The sequence below is a fragment of the Pseudoalteromonas 'SMAR' genome, assembly GCF_048515945.1.
Lineage (GTDB): Bacteria > Pseudomonadota > Gammaproteobacteria > Enterobacterales > Alteromonadaceae > Pseudoalteromonas.
Window position 1 is genome coordinate 1 of the sequence record NZ_JBLWMW010000040.1, and the last position, 25,123, is coordinate 25,123.

21 protein-coding genes are annotated in these 25,123 nt (G+C 45.0%); 12 read left to right on the forward strand and 9 right to left on the reverse strand.

The window, feature by feature from the left end; translation table 11 throughout:
* Positions 1-202: 202 nt before the first annotated feature.
* Together ACNKW2_RS15225 and soxR are read right to left on the reverse strand one after the other, a co-directional pair.
* Complete coding sequence (locus tag ACNKW2_RS15225) at positions 203-1,987, reverse strand: DUF885 family protein (protein ID WP_419149321.1); 1,785 nt, start codon at positions 1,985-1,987, stop codon at positions 203-205.
* Between the two features lie 26 nt (positions 1,988-2,013).
* Entirely contained in the window at positions 2,014-2,508 is a 495-nt protein-coding gene (gene soxR / locus ACNKW2_RS15230; RefSeq protein WP_419149322.1) for a redox-sensitive transcriptional activator SoxR, read from the reverse strand.
* A gap of 260 nt (positions 2,509-2,768) precedes the next feature.
* On the opposite strand from soxR, the gene ACNKW2_RS15235 reads away from it, so the two are divergent.
* From ACNKW2_RS15235 to ACNKW2_RS15255, 5 genes are all read left to right on the forward strand, one after another.
* Positions 2,769-3,035 (forward strand): flavodoxin family protein, encoded by a 267-nt coding sequence (locus tag ACNKW2_RS15235; RefSeq protein ID WP_419149351.1) that lies wholly within the window; start codon positions 2,769-2,771, stop codon positions 3,033-3,035.
* Between the two features lie 85 nt (positions 3,036-3,120).
* The gene (locus ACNKW2_RS15240; RefSeq protein WP_419149323.1) at positions 3,121-3,753 is read left to right on the forward strand and encodes a hypothetical protein; all 633 of its coding nucleotides are present in this window, start codon (positions 3,121-3,123) and stop codon (positions 3,751-3,753) included.
* A 410-nt stretch (positions 3,754-4,163) separates the two neighbouring features.
* The gene (locus ACNKW2_RS15245; RefSeq protein WP_419149324.1) at positions 4,164-6,110 is read left to right on the forward strand and encodes a UvrD-helicase domain-containing protein; all 1,947 of its coding nucleotides are present in this window, start codon (positions 4,164-4,166) and stop codon (positions 6,108-6,110) included.
* Positions 6,111-6,208: 98 nt separating this feature from the next.
* Entirely contained in the window at positions 6,209-7,498 is a 1,290-nt protein-coding gene (locus tag ACNKW2_RS15250) for a Glu/Leu/Phe/Val family dehydrogenase (protein WP_419149325.1), read from the forward strand.
* Between the two features lie 171 nt (positions 7,499-7,669).
* Positions 7,670-8,827, forward strand: coding sequence for an endonuclease/exonuclease/phosphatase family protein (locus ACNKW2_RS15255; RefSeq protein ID WP_419149326.1), 1,158 nt, complete (start codon positions 7,670-7,672; stop codon positions 8,825-8,827).
* 57 nt (positions 8,828-8,884) lie between these two features.
* Here ACNKW2_RS15255 and ACNKW2_RS15260 read toward each other — a convergent pair whose 3' ends face one another.
* A complete protein-coding gene (locus tag ACNKW2_RS15260) occupies positions 8,885-9,103 on the reverse strand; it encodes a DUF2897 family protein (protein ID WP_419149327.1) in 219 nt (72 codons plus the stop codon).
* 133 nt (positions 9,104-9,236) lie between these two features.
* Between ACNKW2_RS15260 and ACNKW2_RS15265 the strand changes: the two genes are divergently transcribed.
* Positions 9,237-10,571, forward strand: a complete 1,335-nt coding sequence (locus tag ACNKW2_RS15265) for an ankyrin repeat domain-containing protein (protein ID WP_419149328.1) — start codon at positions 9,237-9,239, stop codon at positions 10,569-10,571.
* Between the two features lie 64 nt (positions 10,572-10,635).
* Here the strand turns inward: ACNKW2_RS15265 and ACNKW2_RS15270 are convergent, their stop codons facing one another.
* The 5 genes from ACNKW2_RS15270 to ACNKW2_RS15290 form a co-directional block, all read right to left on the reverse strand.
* Positions 10,636-11,070: a DUF2069 domain-containing protein gene (locus ACNKW2_RS15270; RefSeq protein ID WP_419149329.1), complete on the reverse strand. Its 435-nt coding sequence runs from the start codon at positions 11,068-11,070 to the stop codon at positions 10,636-10,638.
* Positions 11,067-11,621 carry an NAD(P)H:quinone oxidoreductase gene (gene wrbA / locus ACNKW2_RS15275; protein ID WP_419149352.1) on the reverse strand — a complete coding sequence of 185 codons (555 nt, stop codon included), beginning with the start codon at positions 11,619-11,621 and terminating at the stop codon, positions 11,067-11,069. Before wrbA ends, ACNKW2_RS15270 begins: the two co-directional genes overlap by 4 nt.
* Positions 11,618-11,965 (reverse strand): arsenate reductase (glutaredoxin), encoded by a 348-nt coding sequence (gene arsC, locus ACNKW2_RS15280; protein ID WP_419149330.1) that lies wholly within the window; start codon positions 11,963-11,965, stop codon positions 11,618-11,620. The genes wrbA and arsC overlap by 4 nt, the downstream gene beginning before the upstream one ends.
* A 108-nt stretch (positions 11,966-12,073) precedes the next feature.
* Complete coding sequence (gene bepA, locus ACNKW2_RS15285; protein WP_419149331.1) at positions 12,074-13,525, reverse strand: beta-barrel assembly-enhancing protease; 1,452 nt, start codon at positions 13,523-13,525, stop codon at positions 12,074-12,076.
* A gap of 1 nt (position 13,526) precedes the next feature.
* On the reverse strand, positions 13,527-14,192 hold the full coding sequence (locus ACNKW2_RS15290) for a hypothetical protein (protein ID WP_419149332.1): 666 nt from the start codon (positions 14,190-14,192) through the stop codon (positions 13,527-13,529).
* Between the two features lie 88 nt (positions 14,193-14,280).
* On the opposite strand from ACNKW2_RS15290, the gene ACNKW2_RS15295 reads away from it, so the two are divergent.
* Positions 14,281-14,505, forward strand: coding sequence for a hypothetical protein (locus tag ACNKW2_RS15295; RefSeq protein WP_419149333.1), 225 nt, complete (start codon positions 14,281-14,283; stop codon positions 14,503-14,505).
* Positions 14,498-15,574: an AI-2E family transporter gene (locus ACNKW2_RS15300; protein WP_419149334.1), complete on the forward strand. Its 1,077-nt coding sequence runs from the start codon at positions 14,498-14,500 to the stop codon at positions 15,572-15,574. The genes ACNKW2_RS15295 and ACNKW2_RS15300 overlap by 8 nt, the downstream gene beginning before the upstream one ends.
* A gap of 37 nt (positions 15,575-15,611) precedes the next feature.
* Here the strand turns inward: ACNKW2_RS15300 and ACNKW2_RS15305 are convergent, their stop codons facing one another.
* Complete coding sequence (locus ACNKW2_RS15305) at positions 15,612-16,649, reverse strand: LacI family DNA-binding transcriptional regulator (protein WP_419149335.1); 1,038 nt, start codon at positions 16,647-16,649, stop codon at positions 15,612-15,614.
* Between the two features lie 375 nt (positions 16,650-17,024).
* Between ACNKW2_RS15305 and pgi the strand changes: the two genes are divergently transcribed.
* The 4 genes from pgi (at position 17,025) to ACNKW2_RS15325 (ending at position 25,114) form a co-directional block, all read left to right on the forward strand.
* A complete protein-coding gene (gene pgi, locus ACNKW2_RS15310; RefSeq protein WP_419149336.1) occupies positions 17,025-18,668 on the forward strand; it encodes a glucose-6-phosphate isomerase in 1,644 nt (547 codons plus the stop codon).
* 318 nt (positions 18,669-18,986) lie between these two features.
* Entirely contained in the window at positions 18,987-20,456 is a 1,470-nt protein-coding gene (gene zwf, locus ACNKW2_RS15315) for a glucose-6-phosphate dehydrogenase (RefSeq protein ID WP_336566660.1), read from the forward strand.
* Positions 20,456-21,166, forward strand: a complete 711-nt coding sequence (gene pgl, locus ACNKW2_RS15320) for a 6-phosphogluconolactonase (protein WP_419149337.1) — start codon at positions 20,456-20,458, stop codon at positions 21,164-21,166. Before zwf ends, pgl begins: the two co-directional genes overlap by 1 nt.
* 1,302 nt (positions 21,167-22,468) lie before the next feature.
* Entirely contained in the window at positions 22,469-25,114 is a 2,646-nt protein-coding gene (locus ACNKW2_RS15325) for a TonB-dependent receptor (RefSeq protein WP_419149338.1), read from the forward strand.
* Positions 25,115-25,123: the final 9 nt, after the last annotated feature.

Here is a 25,123-nt window from a genome sequence, read left to right on the forward strand (position 1 = left end):
TCGACAGAATTTTCTTGCCTCAAATAGACCACTTAATTAAGCGAATTGGTATTAAAGCTTAGCATAAAACCCAAGAAAATACATAACTTTTTGTTTTAAAATGTTTTTATTTGAAATTCTGCAAAAAAGGGGGCGTTGTCGCGGGGCTGAAAACTCCCACACGATGGTGTGGGAGTGGCAGATGGTTATGCTTTTGGCATTGTTATTTGCTCATTAGTTGGCGAATGTATTTGACCGGCGCGCTGCCGAAACTTAGGAACTCCTCATGGAAGGCTTTGAGATCAAAATCATCACCTAGCTTTTGCTTTTGTGCTTCTCGGAAATCGTAAATTTCACGATAACCTGAGTAATAACTGGTGAGCTGAACTTGGCTTAAGGTTGCACGGCGCCACTTGCCTTCGGCCTCTGCGCGCTCTTGGAAAGCGCCATTCATTAACAAATCGAGGCCCTCTTCGCGACTGATCCCTTTCACTTGAATGGCATAGTCTAAAATGGTGTTACAAATCACTCGTAGGTTCCATTTGTAATACATCAGCCACATTTCTGGCTCAAAATTACCATAGCCTTGCTCCAGCATCATACGCTCGGTATATACCGCCCAGCCTTCGATCATCGCGCCATTACTGAGGATACTTTTCACCAGTGAGGGCGATTCATTTGCGTATACCAGCTGGGTGTAATGACCTGGGATAGCTTCATGAATGTTTAAGATCTGTAAGATCCAATGGTTGTATTCACGCAGGTAGGATTCGGCTTGCTCATCGCTCATGCCATCCAGTGGTGAAACGTTGTAGTAGGTATTTTCCTTTTTGTCATACGGACCTGGCGCACTGATGGAAGCCCCGGCAAAACCACGCATGTACTCGGGAGTTTCTCTCACTACCAGTGGCTTTTCTGGGTCTAGGGTAATGAGGTCGTTTTCAATGACAAATTTTTCGAGTTCAGGGATTTGGCGTTTTATCTCACTGACAAAGTTTTCGCGTTTAACGTGCTTTACCGACAAGTGTTTAATCAGTTTGGCAATGGCGTCGCGATCCGACTCTGGGCGTGGAGTATCGGCAAAGTATTTAGGCCACAGTGAATCGGTAATTTTAACCATTTCCGCGGTAACTCGGGCTTTATCTTCCAGCGCCTTTTGGTACATTTGTTTGGCGCTATAGCCTGATTGAATATCGAAGGCAAACTTCTGCTCATAAAGCTCTTCACCAATTCTAAATGACCGCGCATTGCCATTTTCTGCCAGCTCTTTTTCAAGGTTGGTTAAAAAGCTGACATAGCCATTGATGGCCGATTTCGCAGCGGCAAAACGTTGCTTGAACAGCTGTTTTTCTTCAGCGGTTAACAGTGATGTGGCGAGCTTTTCTAACAGCTCGTCGTTCAACACACTGAATGCGCCTTGGTTTTGGGCGATAGCCAGTTGGGTGTATTCAATGGTTGGGGTGTCGATATTCTCTTGCGCTGCTTGGTAATAGTCTGGTACGTATTTCAGTCTTTCTAAAACCAGCTTGAGCTTTTCGTCATCGCTTTTGAAGCGGCTGTTTAAAATCGTTGCAAAGCCATATGAAACGTTATAATTAGCAGGGTTCCACTGCCAGCTTTTAAATGTTTCGGTGTGCCAGATATCACGCTTTAAACGGTTTTCAATGAGATGATAATCAATTTTTTGGCTGTCGCTTAGCTGCTCAATATCGAATGCGGCCAATTTGGCTAACCAAGCTTTTGAAAATGCCACACTGGCAGTGCGTGCTGCTTGATTAGGGATAGTAATAATATCGTCGTATTTACCGTAACCGGCCCATAAAGAAGCCTCTGGGTATTGTTGCCACAATGCCGCAATAAATTGCTCTGAAAACTGAGAAAACTTTGCACTGGGTGCCATTGCAACTGAAGTTTGGGCAGCGGTGTCTTGGCTATTGGCAGGGGAGAGCGAGCAACCAGATAGGCCCATCGCCATGGCCAAAGCCATACATAAAGCGGTTTTTTTCATTATTGTGTCCTTGTTTTGGGTTTCAATTATGATACCAAATTTTTTGCCTTATTGGCTTTTTCCGGTTGGTCGAGTATCACCGCGCCGCTGGCTTCACTGGCAACAATGTCATCGGGATTATAAATTGGACAGGATTTCATCGACAAACAGCCACAGCCAATACAGCCATCAACCAAGGTCCGCAGCCGTTGCATATAGGCAATTTTTTCGTCTAACTTGGCCTGCCACGCACTCGAAAGCCGTGCCCAATCGCTTTTATTGGGTGTTCTTGCTTCTGGCAGAGTGTCGAGAGTGTCTTTGATTTCAGCCAAAGTGATCCCCATTTTCTGGCCTGCTTTAATAATGGCTATCCGCCTTAAAACATCTTTTTTATAACGCCGTTGATTACCATTATTACGCCAACTGCGGATCAAACCTTTGCTCTCATAAAAGTGCAAAGTTGACACAGCAACATCCGCTCGGGCTGCCACCTTACCGACACTCAGTTTGGGTTCTTCGGGAAGCTTTTTATTTTTTTCCATTTTGGCACTTTACCTCAAGTTAAGGTGAGGTTTTAAGGTAGCACCTATATTCATAACAACACAACCGGAAATTGCTCATTATGAAAACCATCGTTATTTATTCCAGTGCCAACCCAGCCGGGAACACCTTTCAATCCGCTACTAAGATCGCACAGCAATATGGAGCTCAGCTGATTTATTTAGATAGGTATAATATTGGCGAATATTGTTACCAGCATTCTAATTCGGGGGACGATTTTATTAATTAATTTCGCTGGATACTGAGCTTTGATCATATCGTTTTCGCCTCGCCTGTTTATTGGTACGCGGTAACACCAAGAATGAAAGCGTTTATTGATAGGATCACCGACTTTATGGATATTGAAAGTCTGCAACCTGAGCTCAGAGCACTGCGTGACAAGCAGTTTTCCTTGCTCTCGACTTCTAACCAAAAAGAAGTGCCAAGGGCGTTTACCCAGATGCTGACAGGGACTTTTGAATATTTAGGCATGTCGTTAAAAGAGCAACACCATTTTTGTTACTCTTAAGCTTGAACTAATTGAAATGCTTGTTGTTTTATAAAAACGATTTACAATCAGAGGATGATATCAACAACATGGAAGTGAATCCTTCATGACTTACCTTATTGCCACTATCATTATTTCTCTGCTTGGTGTGATCACCTTTTTGCCTGCCCTGCGGCCATGGGCGAGTCGTAACGAACTCGGAGTGAATTTTATCACCACCATGCTAGCGACTTTGGTTGGGGTATTGCTTGCCATTGCCATTACTAACTTTGAAGAAGACAACAAGGAACGTCGCGATGTAATGAAATTAATTGGCGCAGCCACAACCAGTATTAGCGAAACCCGGGAATATGGAGAAAAGTTGATTGATTTCGCTAACAACCTCAAACAAGAAGCACAGAGTGAACAACAGGCAGAGCAAGAGGTTAAAGAGTTTTATGATAAAAACCCCTTGCCATACCCGCATTATATTGAGCGTTTTGTTACCCAAACACTGGTGAGTAAAATGCTCAGCCAGCCAACCTTGGAAATGCTTAATGGTCAAATTATAAACCTCAAGCGCTCGGCAACCACCAAACCCGAAATGGCGGTGTTTATTCAAAAACAAATGCTCGAAACATTGGCATTAGAGCTGCGTTGGCTAAAAGGCGAGTTAACAGAAACCGATTTAGAGCTTGAGCATGACAAACTCCAGCACGCTTTTACTGCGGCAATAAGGGAGAATGGTCTGGCGCAATAAAACGGCATACAAAATACTTTGGCTAGGTGGGTTGAGAATATTCATCTGTCCCACCATTACAAAGGGTAACTTATATTAACAAGGAAAGTGTGTATGGACGTCATTTTAGTAAAGGCTTTGATCGTTTTCATCTTACTGCCTGTGAGTGCAGTTTTGTTATTCAAGGTAGTGAAATGGGCAAAAAAGATGCCTAAAGGTGCTTATTTATGGCGTTGATGCCGTTGATTTCGCTTTTTCAATCCCGCCACCGGTGTTTAAAAATGTCGCCAAGGCGAAGCAAGAGCAGAGAGTAAAACGCTCTAAAGCAGGGAAAAAGTAATCAGCTCAATGACTTTCATTGTGGCAATTTAACTTGGCTGTACTGTTTTCAATTCGTTCCGTGGTAGCATAGGGCTACCAAGCAATGCAGTTTGATTAACCTCTTGATAGAACCCCATATTTTAAGTCGTCTGTTTGACGCCGTGCGGGAAATAAAATGCACGCAACAAGGACTGTTTATTAGGCAGGCAAGCAAAGTACAAAGTGGCTTGTTTGCTGCTATGACAAAGCCGCCGTGTTATCAACATGGCCGTTGGTATGGCGTACTCACCCTAACGGTGGACAGTGGCCAAGTCAGTGTGAAAGTGAAGCCTAAAAATATGCCGGCGACGTCTACCCAGTTGCAAAAGCTGTGGCTTAAGGCACACAGCGAGCGCATGATACAAACCGCCACCTTGGCACAACAACAGCTCAAATATCGTTACCTCAGTGCCAGTTTACTGCATACATTTCGTGTAAGTTGCCAACAACTGTGGCAGGGCTGGCAGCACATTCCCGCTTCTATGTTGGATGAGCCCACGCGTCAAGCGTTAGCTGTGGTAGCTGAAATTGCCGCATGGACCAATCAGGATATCAACGAGTTTAAAGCTGCTTTTGTGGACTATTATCTGCGTTATGATCAGGCGTTTTTTGCTCAAACCGAGGCGCAACCTTTGACGCCAGCGCAGGCCAAAGCGTGTATCATTCAAGACGATCGACAGTTACTGTTAGCCGGAGCGGGGACCGGAAAAACCAGTGTCATTAAAGCCAAGGTGGCTTACTTACTTCACCGGCAGTTATTTAAAGGCGATGAAATTTTATTATTAGCCTATGGCAACGATGCTGCAGATGAAATGCGCCAACGCTGTCAAACGCTTGCAGACTCACTAACGTGTGCCACCTTTCATGCCTTATCACTGTCGATTATTGAACACGTAGAAGGGCAAAAGCCTGCTATTTCAACCCTTGCTACCAGTCAAAGTCAGCTCAACCAGTTTGTTCAAGAGGCACTTTTAAGCTTACAGCAAGAAAGTGACTTTGCTCGCGACTGGCAGCGCTTCTGCCAGCAAAATAGCATTGGCAGTGAGTCTCAGGCTATCAAGCTGTTGTGCCAATTGCTGCCTCTGGTCAAGCAAGCGCAATTCCTCGGTCATATTGACACACTTTTACCCAATTACAGCGACAGCATGACGGTGATTTTTCCACTGCTTGCGGAGTATCAATTGTTTTTAAACAATGAAAACAGTATTGACTTTGAGGACATGTTGCAACGGGCTATTCATTACGTAGAAACCAAGCGTTTTAACTCGCCATGGCGGATGTTGTTGGTGGATGAATTTCAGGATATTTCACAGCTGCGGGCTCGATTACTCCAAGCTTTGCTAAAGCAAAACCCCCAAGCACAGCTTTTCGCTGTGGGTGACGACTGGCAGGCCATTTACCGTTTTAGTGGCGGTGACATTAGCTTAATCACAGAGTTCAGCCGTCACTTTGGTGAAGCAACGACCAGCTATTTGGATAAAACCTTCCGTTACCCGCAAACCATTCTCGATGTCGCCAGTCAATTTGTGTGCCGTAATCCAGAGCAAATACCAAAGCACATTGTTGCCAACGACAGTGGCGTTAAAGGCCAAGGGGTTGTGAAAGTTCGGAGCGATGATGACCTTAGTCAAGCCCAGCAGCTTTTAGGTGTGATTGAGCAACGCAGCGATAAGGGAGTGACGGTGATGCTATTGGCGCGTAATCACAAAGCTCTGCCAGACAGCAATTGCATGGCAAAATGGCGAAATTTGTATCCGCAGTTGCAGCTATCATCTAATACCTTTCATGGCGCCAAAGGCACTGAAGCCGATTTTACGATTATCATGGGCTTACAGCCACATATTTTACCCTCAAATAAACCATCCATTGCGCTAGTAGAGGCTTTGCTGCCGGCCAAAGGAGGATTCCCTGATGCCGAAGAGCGGCGGCTATTTTATGTTGCGTTAACGCGAGCAAAACGACAATGTTTTGTGATTGAGCCCAGCGAAGCGAGCTACTTTTTAAAAGAAATCACCTAATTTTTCGAGTAATTTAGTGCCGCTTATGGCGTTGCGCTTGATCTTTTTAGCTAATGCACTCATACCAATAACAGTCACAGTAAAAAACTGAGGAAAGGATGAGTACAGATTTATTACAAGATGCATTAAAGCGCCTTCATCATATCATTGAGGAAACAGGGATTAATGAAGCCACCTACCATGCCTTAGCACACCCACAGCGTACGCTTTCGAGTCATATTGCCATTCGTCGCGACAATGGCAAACTCGATTATTTTAAGGCCTATCGCTGCCAATACAATGATTTACTCGGGCCGACCAAGGGCGGAATACGGTTTCACCAAGACGCCGACCAAAGTGAGGTTGAAGCATTAGCGCTGTGGATGACATTAAAATGTGCCGCGGTGAATGTGCCGTTTGGTGGTGGTAAAGGCGCAGTTACGGTCGATCCGAAATCGCTGAGTCCCATGGAGCTTGAGCGCTTGGCTCGCACTTACATTCGCGCCAACGCCGACTTTATTGGCCCAGAGCAGGATATTCCAGCACCCGATGTCTATACCAATGCCCGAGTAATGGGGTGGATGATGGACGAGTACGAAAAGATTGCTCGCCGTAAAAGCCCTGCAGTGATCACCGGAAAGCCAACCACCTTTGGCGGCAGTGCAGGACGCGAGTCGGCCACTGGGCGCGGTGCGTTTTTAATGATTGAAAAACTTGCCCAGCAGTTTGATTGGCAGCGTGAAGAGAAAACCATTGCAATCCAAGGCTTTGGTAACGGCGGTTATCATTGTGCTAAGTTGTTGCAGCAAGCGGGTTATAAAGTGGTTGCAGTCAGTGACTCGAAGGGCGCGATTTATTGTCCTGATGGTTTGGATGTTGAAAGTGTTTACCAAGAAAAACAACGCAGTAAAGCCTTAAAGGCGGTGTACTGTGATGGCTCGGTGTGTGAAACCGTAGAGCATGAAACCTTAAGCAACGAAGAGTTGTTGGCCTTGAAAGTGGATGTGCTAGTGCCAGCGGCGCTTGCAGGCGCGATAACGAGCGATAACGCAGAGCAGGTTGCGGCTAAGTTTATTGTTGAAATTGCCAACGGTCCGGTCGCTGCCGATGCTGATAGTATTTTGCAACAGCAAGGGGTGACTGTGGTACCCGACATTTTAGCCAATGCCGGTGGGGTCATAGTGAGCTATTTCGAGTGGTGTCAAAACCGCCAAGGTGAAATGTGGAGTGAAGAAAAAGTACAGAGTAAGTTGGCTGAGTACATCGAGTCGGCGTTTGATAAAGCTTGGGCGCTGCATCAGGAGCATGAAATTGGCTTGAGAGATGCGGTGTACTTACAGGCCTTACAACGCTTTGAAGCGGCACTTGAGGCCCACGGTACGCAATCATATTTCGCCAACCAAGAATAATGTTGCTTGGCTAAGTGAGTAAACACAGTGGCAGCCCTAACGAATAGCTGGGCTGCCATGGATTATTAGCAGTACCGCAGTCATGTTGCTGCTTATCTCAATATTAGCGCTTTTTCTGCTCGTGGCATTACAATAATGACTCCGGGATTGATTTTAACTTACAGGTTTACAATGAGATTATTCAGCTTAGCTGTTTTGCTTTTCGCCTCACTCAGCCATGCACAAACCATACGCGTTGCGACATTCAACGTCAGTATGGAAGCGAGCAACTACCAACAGCAAAATCAGGCTCTAGAGCCCGATAAATTACAAACACTGCTAAAACAAGGGGATCACCCCCAGATAAAAAATATTGCTGAGATCATTCAGCGAGTTCGACCAGACATTCTGCTACTCAATGAGTTTGATTATATTGCGGAACCTGAGCAGGGGATTGTCGCGTTTGTAAAAAACTATTTGCAACAATCGCAGGCAGATCAGGCACCGATCCAATACCCTTATCATTTTATTGCCCCAGTAAACACCGGATTGCCAACCGAGTTTGATCTTGATAATAATGGTGAAAAGAGTCGCTTTGGGGCCGATGCCCAAGGCTTTGGTTTTTATCAAGGGCAGTATGGCATGGCGGTGCTCTCGAAGTTCCCAATCGATAAAACCCAAGTTCGCACCATGCAGCAATTTTTATGGCGCGATATGCCAAATCACCTTAAGACCACTGAGCCAGAAACCGGCGCGCCTTGGTATAGCGACGCTGAGTGGCAAGCCTTGCGGTTAAGCTCTAAATCGCATTGGGATATTCCTATTCAAGTTGGTGACAAGAATGTACACCTATTGGCCATGCACCCAACACCGCCTGTGTTTGATGGACCAGAGGATCGCAATGGAGCGCGAAATCACGATGAAATCCGGTTAATGGCCGATTACCTGAGCCCTGCAACTAGCGCATATACTTACGATGATAAAGGTCAAAAAGGGGGCTTAAAAGATGCCACTCGATTTGTCATTGCCGGCGACTTTAATGCCGCAGATGAAGGAGATAAACACCGTCCAGGAGTGATAGAGCAATTACTGCAACATGATTTGGTTAACGCTGCTAAGGCACCGACCAGTGACGGCGGCAAGCAACACAGCGATGCCAACTACAGTAGCCGTTTTACTGCCCACTGGGGAGCCAGAGTCGATTACGTATTACCGTCCAAGCATGGCCTCAAAATTGCCGACAGTGGCGTTTTTTGGCCAACCCAAACGGACTCATTGTATCGCTTGGTTAAAAGCCGCCATGCCAGCTCCGACCATCGTTTAGTCTGGGTGGATATCACCATAGACTAACTGGGCTTCGGTTAAACACATTTAGTAGCTATGTGTTACCGAATCAGCTTACAGCAGTTAGGTATTAGTATCGTCAGTACCTGACTGCTGTGAAGCGCTTTTTGATGTTTGCTCTTGGTTGCGCTTACTTTCATCAAAAGGCTCGGTTTGTTGTTTGATCTTTTTCTTCATCTCAAACTTTGCCGAGTACTTCAGTAGCGCGATGTTGCTCCAAATCACCCCTAATACTCCGGCAATGATAAGGATCACTTGCCATGTTTCTAATTGATTAGTCATTTCAATACTCTAATTGTAAAAATGGTCCGAAATAGAGAAGCATTTTAGCGTCACAGTTGGTATTATTCACCACCTAGTCATTTCGCGATAATTATGCTGCATATATTTAGATTCTGAGGATAATAGCGCATTCATGGAACAAGTGTTAATTTGGCCTGCTCAGTATCCCACGCTGTTGAAGGGGTTAATCGAAGAAAACGGGGCATACATTCTAGATGCCATTGAGGCATGGCCGGATTGTCAACAAACCACCGACGAGCAGGGGGTGGTGACAACCGTACTACCGCCTTTATTTTATCTTGCTTGGCTGCGCCCCTTGGAGCCGTTCGAAGCCTGTTACTTTCAACACATCGATGATTTTGACGACAAGCAACGTCACTACGTCAACAGTGTTTTGCAGCACATGCATAGCAACGGCACCGAACACAGCACACTATTGAACACCTTAATTCAGCGCTTGGGCCAATACTCCAATATTCAGCTGCAAATGCAAGAGCAGCAACTGTCCTTCGTGGAGTTGTTGTTAAACCAAGGCTTGCAGGCTACCTTGGTGTGGCTTTTAGAGGTGGGAATGCAGTTTAGCGCCAGCGAGCTAGTCACGCTTTGGTGTGATGGAGATGAAGCCATCCGTAGCGCGATACTCGAAAAGAGTGAACAGTGCATGGAAGATAAAACCGCCACCGCTAAGATAGCCACAGACAAGTTACTCGAAGGTGAGCAGACTTACGAGCTGCTTTGCGCCATTGCAGATGAACAAGAGGTGAGTGCCTTGTTAGAGCAAGCCTTGTTGCTGCAGTTAAGTCAAAAGCAGGCCAAACAATCGGCCATCTTAACCCTAGTCAACCAAGGGGCAAAAGGCACAGCCAAAGACAGCCAAGGGCGCTCGGCATTGATGCTCGCGGTAGAAAAAGGCTTTGTTAGTGCCGTAGAGGCGATGCTACCAAGCCATGACGTGAATGAGCTCGATGAGGCCGGATGCAATTTAATGCATTATGCCGCGGTTTCTAACTCGGCGGCCATGGTTGAGATGATTTTTAACCACGGTGATGACCCTATGTTGGCCGATATCCACGGCCAAACCCCTTACCGCGTGGCCATGAAAAACCAAGCGTTAAGCGCTAAACAAGCGTTTGAGGAGCATGGGATTATTGAATTGTCCAGTGAGGCTAAGTACCAAAAAATAAAAAATGTTCACCTGCTTTACGCCTTGGCTGCGGTGCTACTACCATTGCAATTACTGCTATTTTTTACTGATAGCATCAATGATAAAACCATTGCAACGCTTGTGACCACAGGGGTATCGATTGCTCTTTTCAGTGTTGCTAGGCGGCAACGTCGTAACCCCTTGTATCCTAGCAGTGCAACGCCATGGTCGTTGTTAGGAGTTAATTGCTTGGCGTGGTTGAGTATTGCAGTGCAGTTATTATTTTCTGTTTTGGTGTTAGTTGCCGTCATGTCATTGCAGTAATGGCAGCAAAAAAAAGCGCAGCCCATTTAGCTGCGCACACTTTTTAATCTGGCCCACTTTTTCGTTAATCTTGCTGCTCGTGGGCGCGTTTCTCGTCAGCTAAGTCTTCTTTCAACTTACGAATTTTCAGGCCAAGCTCTTGGCCACGGTGACGGGCATAATAAGTACAGCCGATAAACATAGAAGTGGCTAATGCGACTTCTAATATGGCCAGCCATAGCTCATCAGGCGACACCCACAACATGGTTAAGCCATGAATAAAATACAGCATCACAATAAAGTTAGCCCAAGCATAAGTGTAAGGCTTATCTTGAATGATTCCTTTTAGTGGCAATAGCAGTGGCAAAACATACACTGTAAATACAAAGCCGCTGCTATAGCCTTCACGTGGTGATAATACAAATAGCCACAATGGTATCAGTATTAACAAGCCTATGTAGCCTGTTAGGGCAAAAAACTGAAAGCGTTTGGTGATCGGCTTTTTCGCAACTTTATTCATTTTAACTTTTCCGCAACACGCAACAGCCGACTCGCGGCTGCACGACAAATTTTAACTTCGGTGGCTGACAGGGTAGCGTCGTTTTGACTACCAGCAACATGAGAGGCGCCGTATGGCGTACCGCCGGTTTGGCTTGATAATAACTCGGGCACATCGTAGGGCACGCCAAGTAACATCATGCCATGGTGTAATAACGGTAATGACAGGTTCAATAAGGTGGCCTCATTACCGCCGTGCATACTACTGGATGACGAAAACACACAAGCTGGTTTGTCGATTAATTGACCTTTTAACCATAAATCGCTGGTAGTTTCCCAAAATGTTTTGGCTTCAGCGGCCATCATGCCAAACCGGGTGGGTGTACCAAAAGCCAAGCCATCACAGGCGACTAAGTCGGCTTTGGTGACTTCGACGTCGTGCGGCTCACGGGCTTTAAACACCCGCACAACCGCCTCACCACCATTGACGGTGATGGTCTCAGCAAACTCGGCCGCCATGTTTGCCACCGAGCCATGGCTGGAGTGGTATAACACCAATATTTTAGTCATTATAGAATATCAAGAACGGTTTCAGGCGGTCGACCAATGGCCGCTTTATCACCATTGACCACGATAGGGCGCTCAATCAATTTGGGATTTTCAAGCATTGCTTGTCTTAGCTGTGCCTCATCGCTGTCTTTGCTGAGTCCTAATTCTTTATAAATGGTTTCTTTACTGCGCACTAATTGATGGGCACTAGCGAACCCTAGTTTATCGAGTAACGTGGCCAGCGTATCTGATGAAATAGGCGTTTTTAAGTATTCCACAATAGTAGGAGACACGCCTTGGCTCTCAAGTAATGCAAGGGTTTCGCGTGACTTTGAACAGCGCGGGTTGTGGTATATTTCTACAGCCATGGTTTTTTATCTCTAGGTTATTAATTTTAATGCGATGATAGCGTATTGCACTATTAACGAAAAGCGCAGGCAGTGGGATCATAGTTAAAACCGTAACCCCACGCTCTGCTACAGCTTAGCTATTTCCTTTTGCATAACTCGGTATTGGCTTAACAGTGCTTTTAGTCTGCTTTTTTTGATCTCTTCATCGTTTTCAATATGGTTTAGTGCACGTTGCACTTCATCTGCCGCTTTACTGAAGGCACCATATTGAGCATACACACTGGCTTTACTCTCGTGGTAAGCCGATTTATTTTGTTGTGCTTTATAGGCTTGTGTGAGCAAATCACGGGCTAACAGGTGATCGGGCTTTTCTAATAAAAAGATTTTAAGTAGTTGCTCGGCTTTTTCAAATTGCTTTGCTTCTAAAGCGGCATTGGCATAATTGAGCGTTATCACTTGATTATTCGGCCTTAGCTGGTGCTGTTTTTCTAAAACCGATAGCGCCTTGTCGGTTTGTTCAGCGGCTATGAGGTAGTCGGTATAGACATCCAAATAAAATAAATTATTACCATCTCGAGCTAATAATTTGTCCAGTATTTGCCCGGCTTCGGTGAGTTTGTCTTGATCTAACAAGCTGATAGCCAAGCCATACTCCAGTGCCTGCGTATCCAGCTCCGACGTGCTTTTTAAATGATTACGGAAAAACGCTTCCGCTTGCTCTTTTGAGTAATGATAACGCGCCAACACGCGGCTTTTCGCCAGTGCATAAGAGAGGCTTGAGCCATAATAGCGTTTTTCATATTGTTGCGCTCGTAAGCGCACATCCGATACCCGGCTGTCTGGTAGTGGGTGGGTTAATAAAAACGCCGGTGGCTTATTTTTAAAACGGATCTGATCCGACAACTTGGTTAAGAACTCACTGGCGGCATAGGGATCAAAGCCAGCCTTGTGCAGAGTGTTCATGCCAAAGCGGTCGGCTTCTTGTTCGGCTTTGCGGCTATGAGTCAGTTGACTTAAGGCCGATTGGGTTGAGCTGGCCGAGAGAATGGCCATGCCGGCATCTGGGGCAACGACGCTGGTGAGAATACCGGCAATAAGCCCGGCAATGGTCAATGCGCTGTTGTCTTTGGCGTTTTGAGCGCGACGTGCTAAATGGCGTTGTGTAACGTGCGCGATTTCGTGGCCTAATACTGAGGCGAGTTGACTTTCGTTGTCAGACTCAGCCAATAGACCGGTGTGGACGCCAACATGGCCTCCATAAAACGCAAAGGCGTTGATGTCTTTGTGGTTAATCCAAAAAAAGCGAAACGGGAAACGTACGTCATTGGCATTCGCCACTAAGCGATTACCCAAACTGGTGAGGTACTCCTCCAGAACAGGATCGCCAACCACCGGTGAACGAGCACGTAACTGCATCATCATGACTTCGCCAAGTGCTTGCTCTTTCTCCAACGGCAATACTTGCAACGCGGAAGTGCCAAGATCAGGCAGTTTTAACTCAGTTTGCGCTTGGCTGGGTGTGATAGTACAGAGTGTCGCTGCAATGGTGAGCGCCTGTAACAAGGGTTTTAACCGCATTTTATTCCCTATTCAAATCCTCTCCGAGCATGATTTTGGCGATATCGATTTCGTCATTACACGCTCTGGCGTCTTTTTCACATAATTGGTAAAAATCTTTGATTGAGACCCCATCAACACTGGTGATGTTCAATTCTTTTTGCAAAAAAGCCACGGTTTTGTGCAATACCTTGTGCGCGTGCAGTATCAGCGCCTTATCTGCGACATCGCCATTTTCAAAATAAAAGCCAATAAATTTATGCAATTGATTAATTCTCAACAAGCTTTTCATTGAGTGGGGATCCCACACGCGAAATTCCAAAAAGCGGTTATCTTTTACGTAGGTATCGACCTTAGTGCCTTTGGCTATTGGGTAGGCCCAGAGCTCAAATCCTCTGTCAGTAAAGGCCTGATACAAGGCAATTGAGGGTTTGTTATCACAGTGGATCATACCATTGTCGTCCTCATGTCCGCCCAGTAATTCTAGGTTCCAGTTGCGTTTATCGATCAGCCGTTTTACCGCGTTATCGAAACCATGATGTAAAATTCCCTCACACTCACTGATGGCGGAGGCGACAAGATGATAGAATGGTGGTAGCTCGCCCCAATTAATTTGTTTTTTATACCAATTTATTTCTTTTAATGTTGGATTGGCTGGCAATCGCGCCTTATTATTAACGCCTGGCATTTGGATTCCCAAAAAGTAAAGTATGCTATTAAGAATAAACCATACTCGACTCTAGGGCTACAGCATTGAGACAATTGGTTAAAAGGTAATGACACAGGTTGTACATGATTTGAGCGAGCTAAATTGTCCGGCTTTATTCGTGCAATTTAAATGGCGCTTAAAGCAGCATCAAAACACGCACGAGGCAGTGCATTTCTTATTTGCTCAAATGAGCGATTTGGCAGATGTGACGCAGTATTTAGACAAAGCCTCGGTTGAGTATCGAATTTATCGCAAAGAAAATAAGGTTGGCATGGAGATCCTAGATGTTTGAGTTGGTTAAGGCGTGGTACGTAAAAAAGTTTTCAGATCCACATTCAGTAACCTTGTTACTAATGCTGGTGCTAACGGTTGCCTTGTTGTATTTCTTTGGCAGCTATGTAATGCCGGTGTTGGTCGCCATTGTGATTGCCTACTTGTTGGAGTGGCCAGTGAATAAGCTAGCCCAAGTGCTGGGCAATCGCCTTATTGCTGCGATCATCGTGATGGCCGCCTTTACCGGCATTGCGCTGGGGCTAGTGCTGGGTATTGTGCCTATTTTATGGCAGCAATTGAGTAATTTGCTGCAAGAAAGCCCGACCATGATAGAAGAAGGGAAAGACTTCTTATTACACTTACCCGATAATTATCCCACGCTTATTTCTACCGAGCAGGTGCAGTCACTGGTAAGTGGCGTGGAAAGAAAAGTACTAGAGTTGGGTGAAATGATAGTGTCGATATCGCTGACGTCATTAAAGGATGTCGCGGCGTGGTTAATTTATCTGATCTTGGTGCCTTTGTTGGTGTTCTTTATGCTCAAAGATAAAAATGAGCTTACCAAGGGCATTGCACAATTAATTCCCAAAGACAGAAAGCTGATAGCGCAAGTCTGGTACGAAATGGATCATCAGATAATGAACTACATTCGCGGCAAGGTGTTTGAAATCATCATTGTTGGTGTGGTCAGTTATGTTACTTTCTCTCTGCTCGATCTACGCTATGCGGCACTCTTAGGTACGCTGGTCGGCTTTTCAGTGTTGATACCGTTTATTGGCGCTGCCTTAGTGACGATACCGGTGGCAGCGGTGGCATTGTTTCAATACGGAATTGCGCCGGAGTTTTGGACCATTTTAGTGGCTTACAGCATCATTCAAGCGTTAGACGGTAATGTGTTAGTGCCATTACTGTTTTCTGAAGCGGTGGATTTGAACCCGGTTTACATCATTGCAGCAGTACTGTTTTTTGGTGGTATTTGGGGCTTCTGGGGGGTCTTTTTCGCCATTCCATTGGCGTCGTTGGTGAAGGCATTGATCAATGCTTGGTCGAGCAAAAGTGAAAGTTTGCTGGAGTCGATGGAGCCGTAATGATTGAGCTGTTGAGCGGTTAGGCCGCTCAACAAGGTTAACTTGAAATCCTGCCGGTGCTTTCGCGTACCACCATATTGGGGGTGAAAACCGTAGTGATTTCTTTGTCATTTTTACGATGGCCACGGGTCTTTGAAAATAACAACCGCGCTGCGTGTTCAGAAATGATATCGTTTGCTTGGTGTGCTGTCGTGAGCTTTGGCCAAGTTTGTCGCGAGAAGGGAGAGTCCTCGAAGCCACTGATGGAAAGTTGTGCTGGAATTTCAATGTTCATCAGCCGAGCGGCAAACAGAGCACCCGCTGCAACCTCATCGTTACCGCCTAATATCGCCGTGATTTTATTTGGGTTGCCGTCACTTAATAAGGCTTTTGCGCCTTTTACACCCGACTCGAACGAGTAGGTACCGTGATAAAGCAGGGCTTCACTTGGGCTAATGCCATGTGCTTTTAGTGCGTCTTGATAACCTGCCAAACGTTCAGTGGTGGATTTGTGCTCTTCATCGCCCAGTACAAAGGCAATCTGTTGGTGTCCGAGTGAAATTAAATGCTCGGTAATTTCATACGCGGCAGCATAGTCATCAACGAAAATACAGTTGTTAGCGCTTTGCTGCGCTTCTGCTGCTCTGCCTGATAATAGCCGAACATAATGCACACCGCTGTCATCCAGCATGTCGATAATGTGTTGTTGCTCCGACAACGGAGGGGTGAGCACAAGACCTGCTAAACGAGAGCGCTTGATCATGGTTTTTACTTCATCGGCCATGTCTGCGGCGCCTGAGCTGCATGGATGGATCACCAACTCATAACCTTCTTCTTTACAACGTGACAACACACCGTTTTGCATATCAATGACGTAATAGGCATTGGGGTTGTCATACACCAAGCCAATAGCAAACGAAGAGGTACCTGCCAAATTTCGAGCTGCGGTGTTGGGTTGGTAATTTAACTCTTTTACAGCCTGCATCACCTGATCATACGTTTTTTGTCTGACCGAAGGTTCTTTATTTATCACTCTAGAGACGGTTTTCATGGACACGCCGGCGAGCTTGGCAACATCGTTAATGGTGACTTTCATGGTGTTATTCTTCTAGTTCTGGTGTATGTCGATCATTATTAAGTTGTGGAAATAGTAGCGTTTTATTCTTAGTGTTGCCAGAAAAGATAGTTATAAAGGCAAACTGCAAATAATGGTTGATTAATAAAATGATCATGTATTTTTCTTAGTCTATCTAACCAAGACAGAGTTTTGCACTAAAAATTGCTGAAATAAATGAATGATACCGGTGTCAAAAATATAAAATTAGGTTATTATTCGCAATGTAAAATTGAAAAGAAGCCAATTGACAGCGTTGTCATTTTGCCATAATGTGCTTGTCTCATTGTGTTTCTTTGTTGTTAATGTATTTAAAAGAACATTACTAACAACCAATTACGATTTAGGGGAATGTTGATGGTCAGTCGAGTAGAACTACAAAGTTGGAACAAGCTAAATGCCTCAGTGGCGCGCACACAAACTCAACACCTAAAAACCATGTTTGCAAGCGATCCGCAGCGCTTTGAAAAGTTCTCTCGCAATATCCCAGGTGTGCTGTTTGATTTTTCTAAACAGCGACTTGACGAGCAGACCTTTGCTGAATTAATTGCACTGGCCAACGAGTGTGATGTTGCCGCGTGGCGAGACAAAATGTTTGCCGGCGAAAAAATCAACATTACCGAAAACAGAGCTGTGCTTCACACCGCGTTGCGTAACCGTAAAGACAAAGCCATTGTCGTTGATGGGGTGAATGTTACTGAGCAAGTCAACGCAGAGCTCGATAAGTTAAAAAGCTTCAGCACTAGAGTGCGTGAGGGGGAGTGGCTTGGTTACACCGGCAAGCGCGTTAAAGACGTTGTGGCGATTGGTGTGGGTGGCTCCAACCTCGGTCCGCAAATGGTAACTGAAGCGCTCGCAGCCTACGCCGATGACACCCTCAATGTACATTATGTTTCCAATGTCGATGGCGTTCAAATTGCGTCAGTGCTGGCGAAGTTAGACCCAGAAACAACCCTGTTTGTAATTGCTTCAAAAACCTTTACCACTTCAGAAACCATGACCAACGCGAAAACCGCCGTGGACTGGTTTTTAACTAGCGCTAAAGATGAGCAAGCCATTGCCAAGCACTTTGTTGCAGTAAGCACCAATTTGCAAAAGACCCGCGACTTTGGCATCAGTGATGAAAACGTATTCACCATGTGGGACTGGGTTGGTGGTCGCTTTTCGTTATGGAGTGCGATAGGCTTACCCATTGCATTGTACCTTGGCTTCGATAAGTTTATTGAGCTTCTAGAAGGGGCCTTTGAAGTGGATGAACACTTCCAATCGGCGCCTTATGAAGATAACATTCCGCTCCTTATGGCGTTGTTGAGTGTTTGGAACACCAGCTTCTTAGGTTATCAAGCGCAAGCCGTTTTGCCTTACGACCAAGCATTGCATATGCTGCCTGCTTATTTGCAGCAGGGTGAGATGGAAAGTAATGGTAAGCATGTGACTTTTTCTGGTGCCGAAGTAAGCTACACCACAGTTCCCATTATCTGGGGTATGACCGGAATTAATGGTCAGCATGCATTTTACCAGTGTTTGCACCAAGGTAACGTGATTGTGCCTGCTGACTTTATTGCATCAGTGACACCACAGCACAAAGTAGGCAAACACCATGATGTGCTGTTGTCTAACTTTTTTGCCCAAACCGAGGCGATGATGGCTGGGGTAGACGCCGAACAAGTGCGAGCTGAGTTAACGGCAAAAGGTCTGCCTGCGGATGACATTGAGAAGTTGATCCCACATAAGATCCATCAGGGCAATCGACCGACCTCTTCGTTTATCTTAGATACTGTGGATGCCAAAGCCGTTGGCCGTTTGATTGCAATGTATGAACATAAGATTTTCTGTCAGGGGATCATTTTAAATATTTGTTCTTTTGACCAATGGGGCGTTGAGTTAGGTAAAGGGTTGGCGTCTAACATTGAAGCTGAACTAACGGAAGAAAATGTCAGCAACAGCCATGATAGCTCAACGAACGGCTTAATTGCCTATTATAAGCAAATGCGCGGCTAAAGGCCTGACATCAGCATATTGAGTAATAGGAATATTATTCTTAAGCAAAACGAATGGATGATGATGCTTAAGGCGATACTAGAGGCAAATGCTGTCGACTAGTATCAATGAAAAGAATACCTTTGAACGGGTAGCGCTGGAGTACTTAGAGCCTGTATTTTTGTGAGAGGAAATACAGGTTTCTAAGACTCATTTTATTGTTGCTAGCAGCAAATCGGTAGCACCTGGGCAAAACAGCTATTTGGTCGACTTTGGAGTGGCGCCAAATCAAGTGAATTCAGCGCGTAATCTGCGCGCCCAACTAAATGAGAGTGAATTATGCTTAATCCTTTTGACATCGTCATCTTTGGTGGGGGAGGTGATTTAGCACTACGCAAACTCCTTCCTGCTTTGTATCGTGCATATCAAGAAGGCAACCTACCTGAAGGCACTCGCATCCTACCTACCGTTCGCGAACAAAATAAACAACAAGAATTTGTTGAAACGGCACATTTAGCGTTGCAAACCCACCTTGGTAAAGGCGAATACAACAAAAAAGACTGGACTGCTTTTGCAGAATACTTGGTTCCGGTAGTGGTCAATGTGACTGAAGATGATGGCCATTGGGATACCTTAAAAAATATTCTGTCAGATGCAGAAGATAAATCCCGTGTTTTCTATCTATCATTACCACCTGCCGTTTACGGACGCTGCTGTGAGTTGCTGTCAATTAAAGGCCTGATCACCGAGAACTCACGAGTCGTGGTTGAAAAACCAATCGGGTATTGTGGCCAGTCGGCAGAAGAAATTAATGCCAAAATTGGCGAGTTTTTCGCTGAAGAACAAGTATTCCGCATTGATCACTATCTTGGTAAAGAGACGGTGCAAAACCTTATGGCACTGCGCTTTTCGAATGCTTTATTTGAAAACCTGTGGGATGCAAAAGCCATTGATAACATTCAGATCAGTATTTCTGAGACCGTGGGCTTGGAGAGTCGTGCAGGCTTTTACGATAAGGCCGGTGCACTGCGAGACATGGTGCAAAATCATCTGTTGCAGCTATTGTGTTTGGTGGCGATGGAATCACCCCATAAATTAAACGCCAACAGTATTCGCACCGAAAAGCTCAAAGTATTAGAAGCACTGCGGCCATTAGTCGATGAGCAGGTGGATGATAATGTTGTGCGCGGCCAATACGTGCCTGGCGATTTAGATGGCAAGCTAGTACCTGGCTACCTTGAAGAGCTGGGACAAGGCTCAAGCCAAACCGAAACCTTTGTTGCCATTCGTGCTCATATTGATAACTGGCGCTGGGCTGGCGTGCCTTTTTACCTGCGTACGGGTAAGCGCATGAAGTCGCGTTGTGCCGAAATCGTGGTGGAGTACAAGCCGGTTTCTCATAACGTTTATGGCGAAGCGGCAGGCCCTATTCAACCTAACCGTTTGGTGATCCGCTTACAGCCAGAAGAGAGCATTCAGCTTACGCTGATGTCAAAGCGTTTGGATAATTTAGAGATGCAGCTTGAGCCCGTTACGCTGAACATTTCACTCAGTGAAAAGTACAGCAATGGCTACCACTCAGATGCTTACAAGCGCTTAATGCTCGATGCGGCTGCTAACAATCCAGCTTTATTTATTCACCGTGACGAAGTACGTCAAGCTTGGAAGTGGATTGATCCGATAATCCAGCGCTGGCAGGAAAAGGGCACACCATCACTGTATCGTGCTGGTTCTTGGGGGCCAGAAGACGCCGATGAGCTTCTGGAAGAGAACAAACATGTTTGGTTTAACGCTGGAGGGAAAGCATAATGGCAACGGTGACAGAAAAGAATTTTGCTTCGAAAGAGGAAATGACCGCGGCATTATCTGAGCTGTTGCAAAGCGGTTTAAGCCAAGGTATAGAACACGATGGTGAAGCGGTTCTGCTTGTTTCGGGCGGTTCATCTCCAGCTCCTGCTTATCGTTTCCTTTCTGGAGTCGATTTAGGCTGGGATAAGATCACCGTGGCTATGGTTGATGAGCGCTGGGTAGAGGCCAGTCATGAGAAATCGAATGAAGCATTTATCAAGTCAACCTTGTTACAAGACAAGGCGGCCAATGCTCGCTTTGTGACCATGAAGAATGCCGCAGCAACGGCTCAGCAGGGGGTATCTGAGTGTGAAGCAGCCTATGGACAATTAAAGCAGCCTTTTGATGTCACCATCCTTGGTATGGGTCCTGATGGCCACACTGCAAGCCTCTTTCCTCATGCCGATGGCTTGGATGAAGCATTAACCAGTAGCAATTTGGTTGCTGCCATTAATGCCCATGAAAGTGAAGTCACTGGAGCAATTACAGAGCGCATGAGTTTATCTCTGGCAGGTATTGCCAATTCGAAAGCCGTAGTGCTGCTGATCTCAGGTGAGAAGAAAAAGGCCATGTATGAACAAGCCAAGCAGCCTGGGAGCGACAAAGCGATCCCATTACGAGCCGTGCTGAATCATCCAAATATCGATCTAACCGTTTTTTGGTGTCCATAACCACTGGTCTTTAGGGCTGAGATCCACTCGGCCCTTGATTTCAATCTTTCTGCCACGTTCAACTGGATGTAAGAGCGCTATAGATTGTAACCTAGCCTCATCAGTTGATACCTTGCTAACATGTTAGCACTACCATTACCTTTCATCGCAGTTATCAGCCTAATATAGGCAGCTAAAGCCATCCTATTGCTTTTCTAAGAGCGTGATTATTCAAGCTAAATAGCAACTCGTACTTATACATTGCCTTATGTAGGGGAGTAAGTTTGTTGCTAACCGCGTTAAAATCTTCTTATTAAAAACAATGAAATAGTCAATTTTTGTCTTATCTGCGAGGTTGCAGGTGTCCAAGCCGTTGCATGGTGGGAGTGCATTGCTGCCGACAACGTGTTCTGCTTAATATGGAGCCTTTAATTAGATAAATTGATTGAATAGTCATAAATTCAATATTTTACTATTCATTTTAAGTTGTTTTTTGGTTGGGGCGAACTCCACTTACTAGCCAGTTGGGTAATATCAGCATTAAGAATTCCCGTTGCAGTCTGTTTATTTAGCAAATAGCACACTTGTCAAAAACTCAGTAATCGTTGAGCTTAAAAATGACAGCTGCCAGGCCTCATGGTAATCCGCAAGATGACTTACTTCATTTAAAAGCATACAACTGACGGGAGCTGTATCGATAATTTTCTTTGAAAACATGCTAGTAGCAAGGATATTAGGCAGTTATCTACAGCATGGTCTGACCGTAACATGGCTGACTTAATTGTACACAGAGTGATTGATTTTATCTGTTCCATTTCAAGGTATTTAAATTTTTGCAAAAAGCTAGTGCAGACTAACTTATTAGGCTTTGCCGCATCTAACTTCTTTGATAAAAAAGATGCAAATCGACTGGACAAAAAAGGGCACCTTCCATTATAATGACACCGCTGTCATTGATAGTGATTCTCATCTTGAAACTTCTGCCCAAGTCTCCTTGAGAAAGCAGCACGAAAAAAAGACTGTATTGCCTCCAGTACAGCTGTATCTTTATGGGTACAATGGTTCATCAAGTATAATTATTGCCTCTGAAATATTTGTGGTATTCTTCCTGTGTTTTTGTAACAAAGCATATCTTCACCTTTATATAATCGAATTAAATCAATTGGTTATTGTTCACCATGAATTTTTTTTGAATTCTAGCCAAAAAAAATTGTAGCGAATATGTAATTTTGGGTGTATGGTTTGTTAGTAGATGACAGCGTTGTCATCATCACTGGGCAGAAGTGATTTAAAAAACCAACAAAATGATTCAAGGGGAATCCTGTGTTAGCTAATAATTTCAAAAAAAGCTTAATCGCAGCAAATGTCGGCTTGGCACTGAGTGCTGGCTTTTCAGGTGTAGCGGTTGCAGAAGAAAATCAAGCAAAAGAAAACGTCGAAGTTATTGAGGTTCGTGGTATTCGAGCTTCAACTAAAGCAGATATCAACAACAAACGTTTTGCCGATGCAGTGGTAGACTCTATCACTGCAGAGGACATCGGTAAGTTCCCGGATAAGAACGTGGCAGAGTCACTGTCTCGTATTACTGGTGTTGGCGTAAGTCGTGAATTTGGTGAAGGGGAAAAAATCACAGTACGTGGTTCGGATCCAACTAAAAACCGTACTTTGCTGAATGGCCAGAGCGTGGGTACTGCTGATTGGTTTATCTTGGATAATCCATCAAGAAGCTTTAACTTCACTATGTTACCTTCTTCTCTAGTGAGTAGTCTTGAGGTTTACAAGTCACCAGAAGCTCGACTTGACGAGGGTTCTATAGGTGGAACGGTTATTCTGCACACAAGAAAGCCGCTGGATCTACCTTCTGGTACTTTCCAAGCGAGTATTCAAAACCAGTACTCTGAGGTATCTGAGAAAAACGATCCTTCATTAGAGGCTCTTTATACTTGGACTGATTCAGAAGAAAAGTTTGGTATTCTGATTTCAGGTTCTAAAGCCGATCGTACAGTACGCCGTGAAGGTTTTGAGGTATTAGGTTGGGATGCTCAGTCGGATGGTACTTATACGCCACGTACAATGGGTGTGCCAGTATTTAGACAAGACCGAGAAAGAACAACTGTGTTTGGTTCGGTACAATTTGCACCATCATCAGACTTCAGTGCAACACTTAACATCTTAGACTCAAATATGGATGTTAATAACACCAACTCAAACTTCCTGTTAATGAACCCAGGCTCAGAAGCTGCGTTGACTTACCAAGGCGCCAATGCATTGCAAGGTCAAGGTGGTGGAGATGTACGTTGGAACCACATTAACCGTATTTCTAGCACCGATACCAACTCGATTCACTTAGACATCGACTTTGCAACCGATTCATTCACCATGAATGTTGAATTAGGTACCACTGAAGCAGAAGGCGGTACACTAAACGAAACATCTTGGGAGTACGGTGGACAAGGCGATTATAACTTTGACCTAACGGGTAGTACGCCGACGGTTAATGCTGGTGTCGATGGCACAGATCCATCTAAATTTAATGGTGGTTGGATTTGGGGTGGTAATAAACCGACAACTGATGAAGAGTCTTATGCTCAAGTCGATTTTGACTTCCCTGTTGATTTAGGTGCGTTCACAGCCATCAGAACAGGTGTTAAGTATCGCGACCACAAGAGAACCCAAGACCGCAATGCGTTCAGCTGGCACTGGGGTTATGCAAACGATGGTCAAAGTGATAACTATATGTCGCAGATCTTAAGCTCACAATGTCCAACGTTAGCTGAGTGTGATCTGGCTATTGGTTCTGATAGTGTTGGTGCAGATGTTGTGAATGGTGACATTACTCAACAGTTGACCCATAACAGTGCTCGTATGCTTGAGCTAGGTTTAGGTCCTGATGCGTCATATGCTATTCATAAAAACTTACCTGAAATTTTTGAAGTAGCGGAACAAAAAACGGCCTTTTATGTACAGGGTGACTTCTCAGGTGACGACTTTAGAGGTAACGTAGGTGTTCGTGTTGCGAAAACGGATCAAGACTCATCAGGTTACTTATACTCATCTGATTCTTGGGGCTTATTAACGGTTCAAAACCCTGGCTTGAATGGTGATTTAACGCCGTCTACGCTAGAGTGGAAAACGGAAAGCCGTTCTTACACTGAAATTTTACCTAACTTCAACTTGTCATATGACCTAGCGCAAGATCAGATCGTTCGACTTTCAGCTGCTAGAACCATGGCAAGACCAAACTTCTTTGATATTTCTCCTATCACGGCACCTGGCGACTTAGGTGAAGACAACCCTACAGCACAAGCAGGTAACCCTAACCTAGACCCACAAGTAGCGAATCAATTTGATGCTGCTTGGGAGTACTACTTTGATGATGCTTCTTTGTTAGCGATTACTTTATTCTACAAAGACATTGAAAGCTATCAGACATCGGGCACAACATCGCAAGAGTTCTATGACCAAGAGACGCAGCAGTGGGTTACAGCCACTGTAACTCGCCCAGAAAATGGTGCCGGTGGCACAACTACGGGTTTAGAGGCGTCACTACAGCATAACTTTGGAAATGGCTTTGGTGTTTCTGCAAACTACACCTACACAGACGCCAATAACGATGGTGAACGTGATGTTATGAAGCCGGGCTCAGGTCTGGTAATGGGTGCTTCAGAAAACATGTTGAACCTTTCAGGCTACTATGAGACTGATGTTTTCTCAGTTCGTGCGATGTATAACTACCGTACTAAATGGTACAAAGGCTTGCATTCTTCAGGTACTGAGTTATGGAATGATGATTATGGACAGTTAGATTTCAGTGCCACTTATAATGTAACAGAAAATATCTCAGTGGTATTTGAAGGCATCAACCTAACTGATGAAGAAGTTGTTGAATATAATACCGACGAAGCTCGTGTATTATCTATTTATCAAAATGGCCGCCGCTTTGTAGTCGGTGCAAACTTCCGATTCTAATATAAGCAA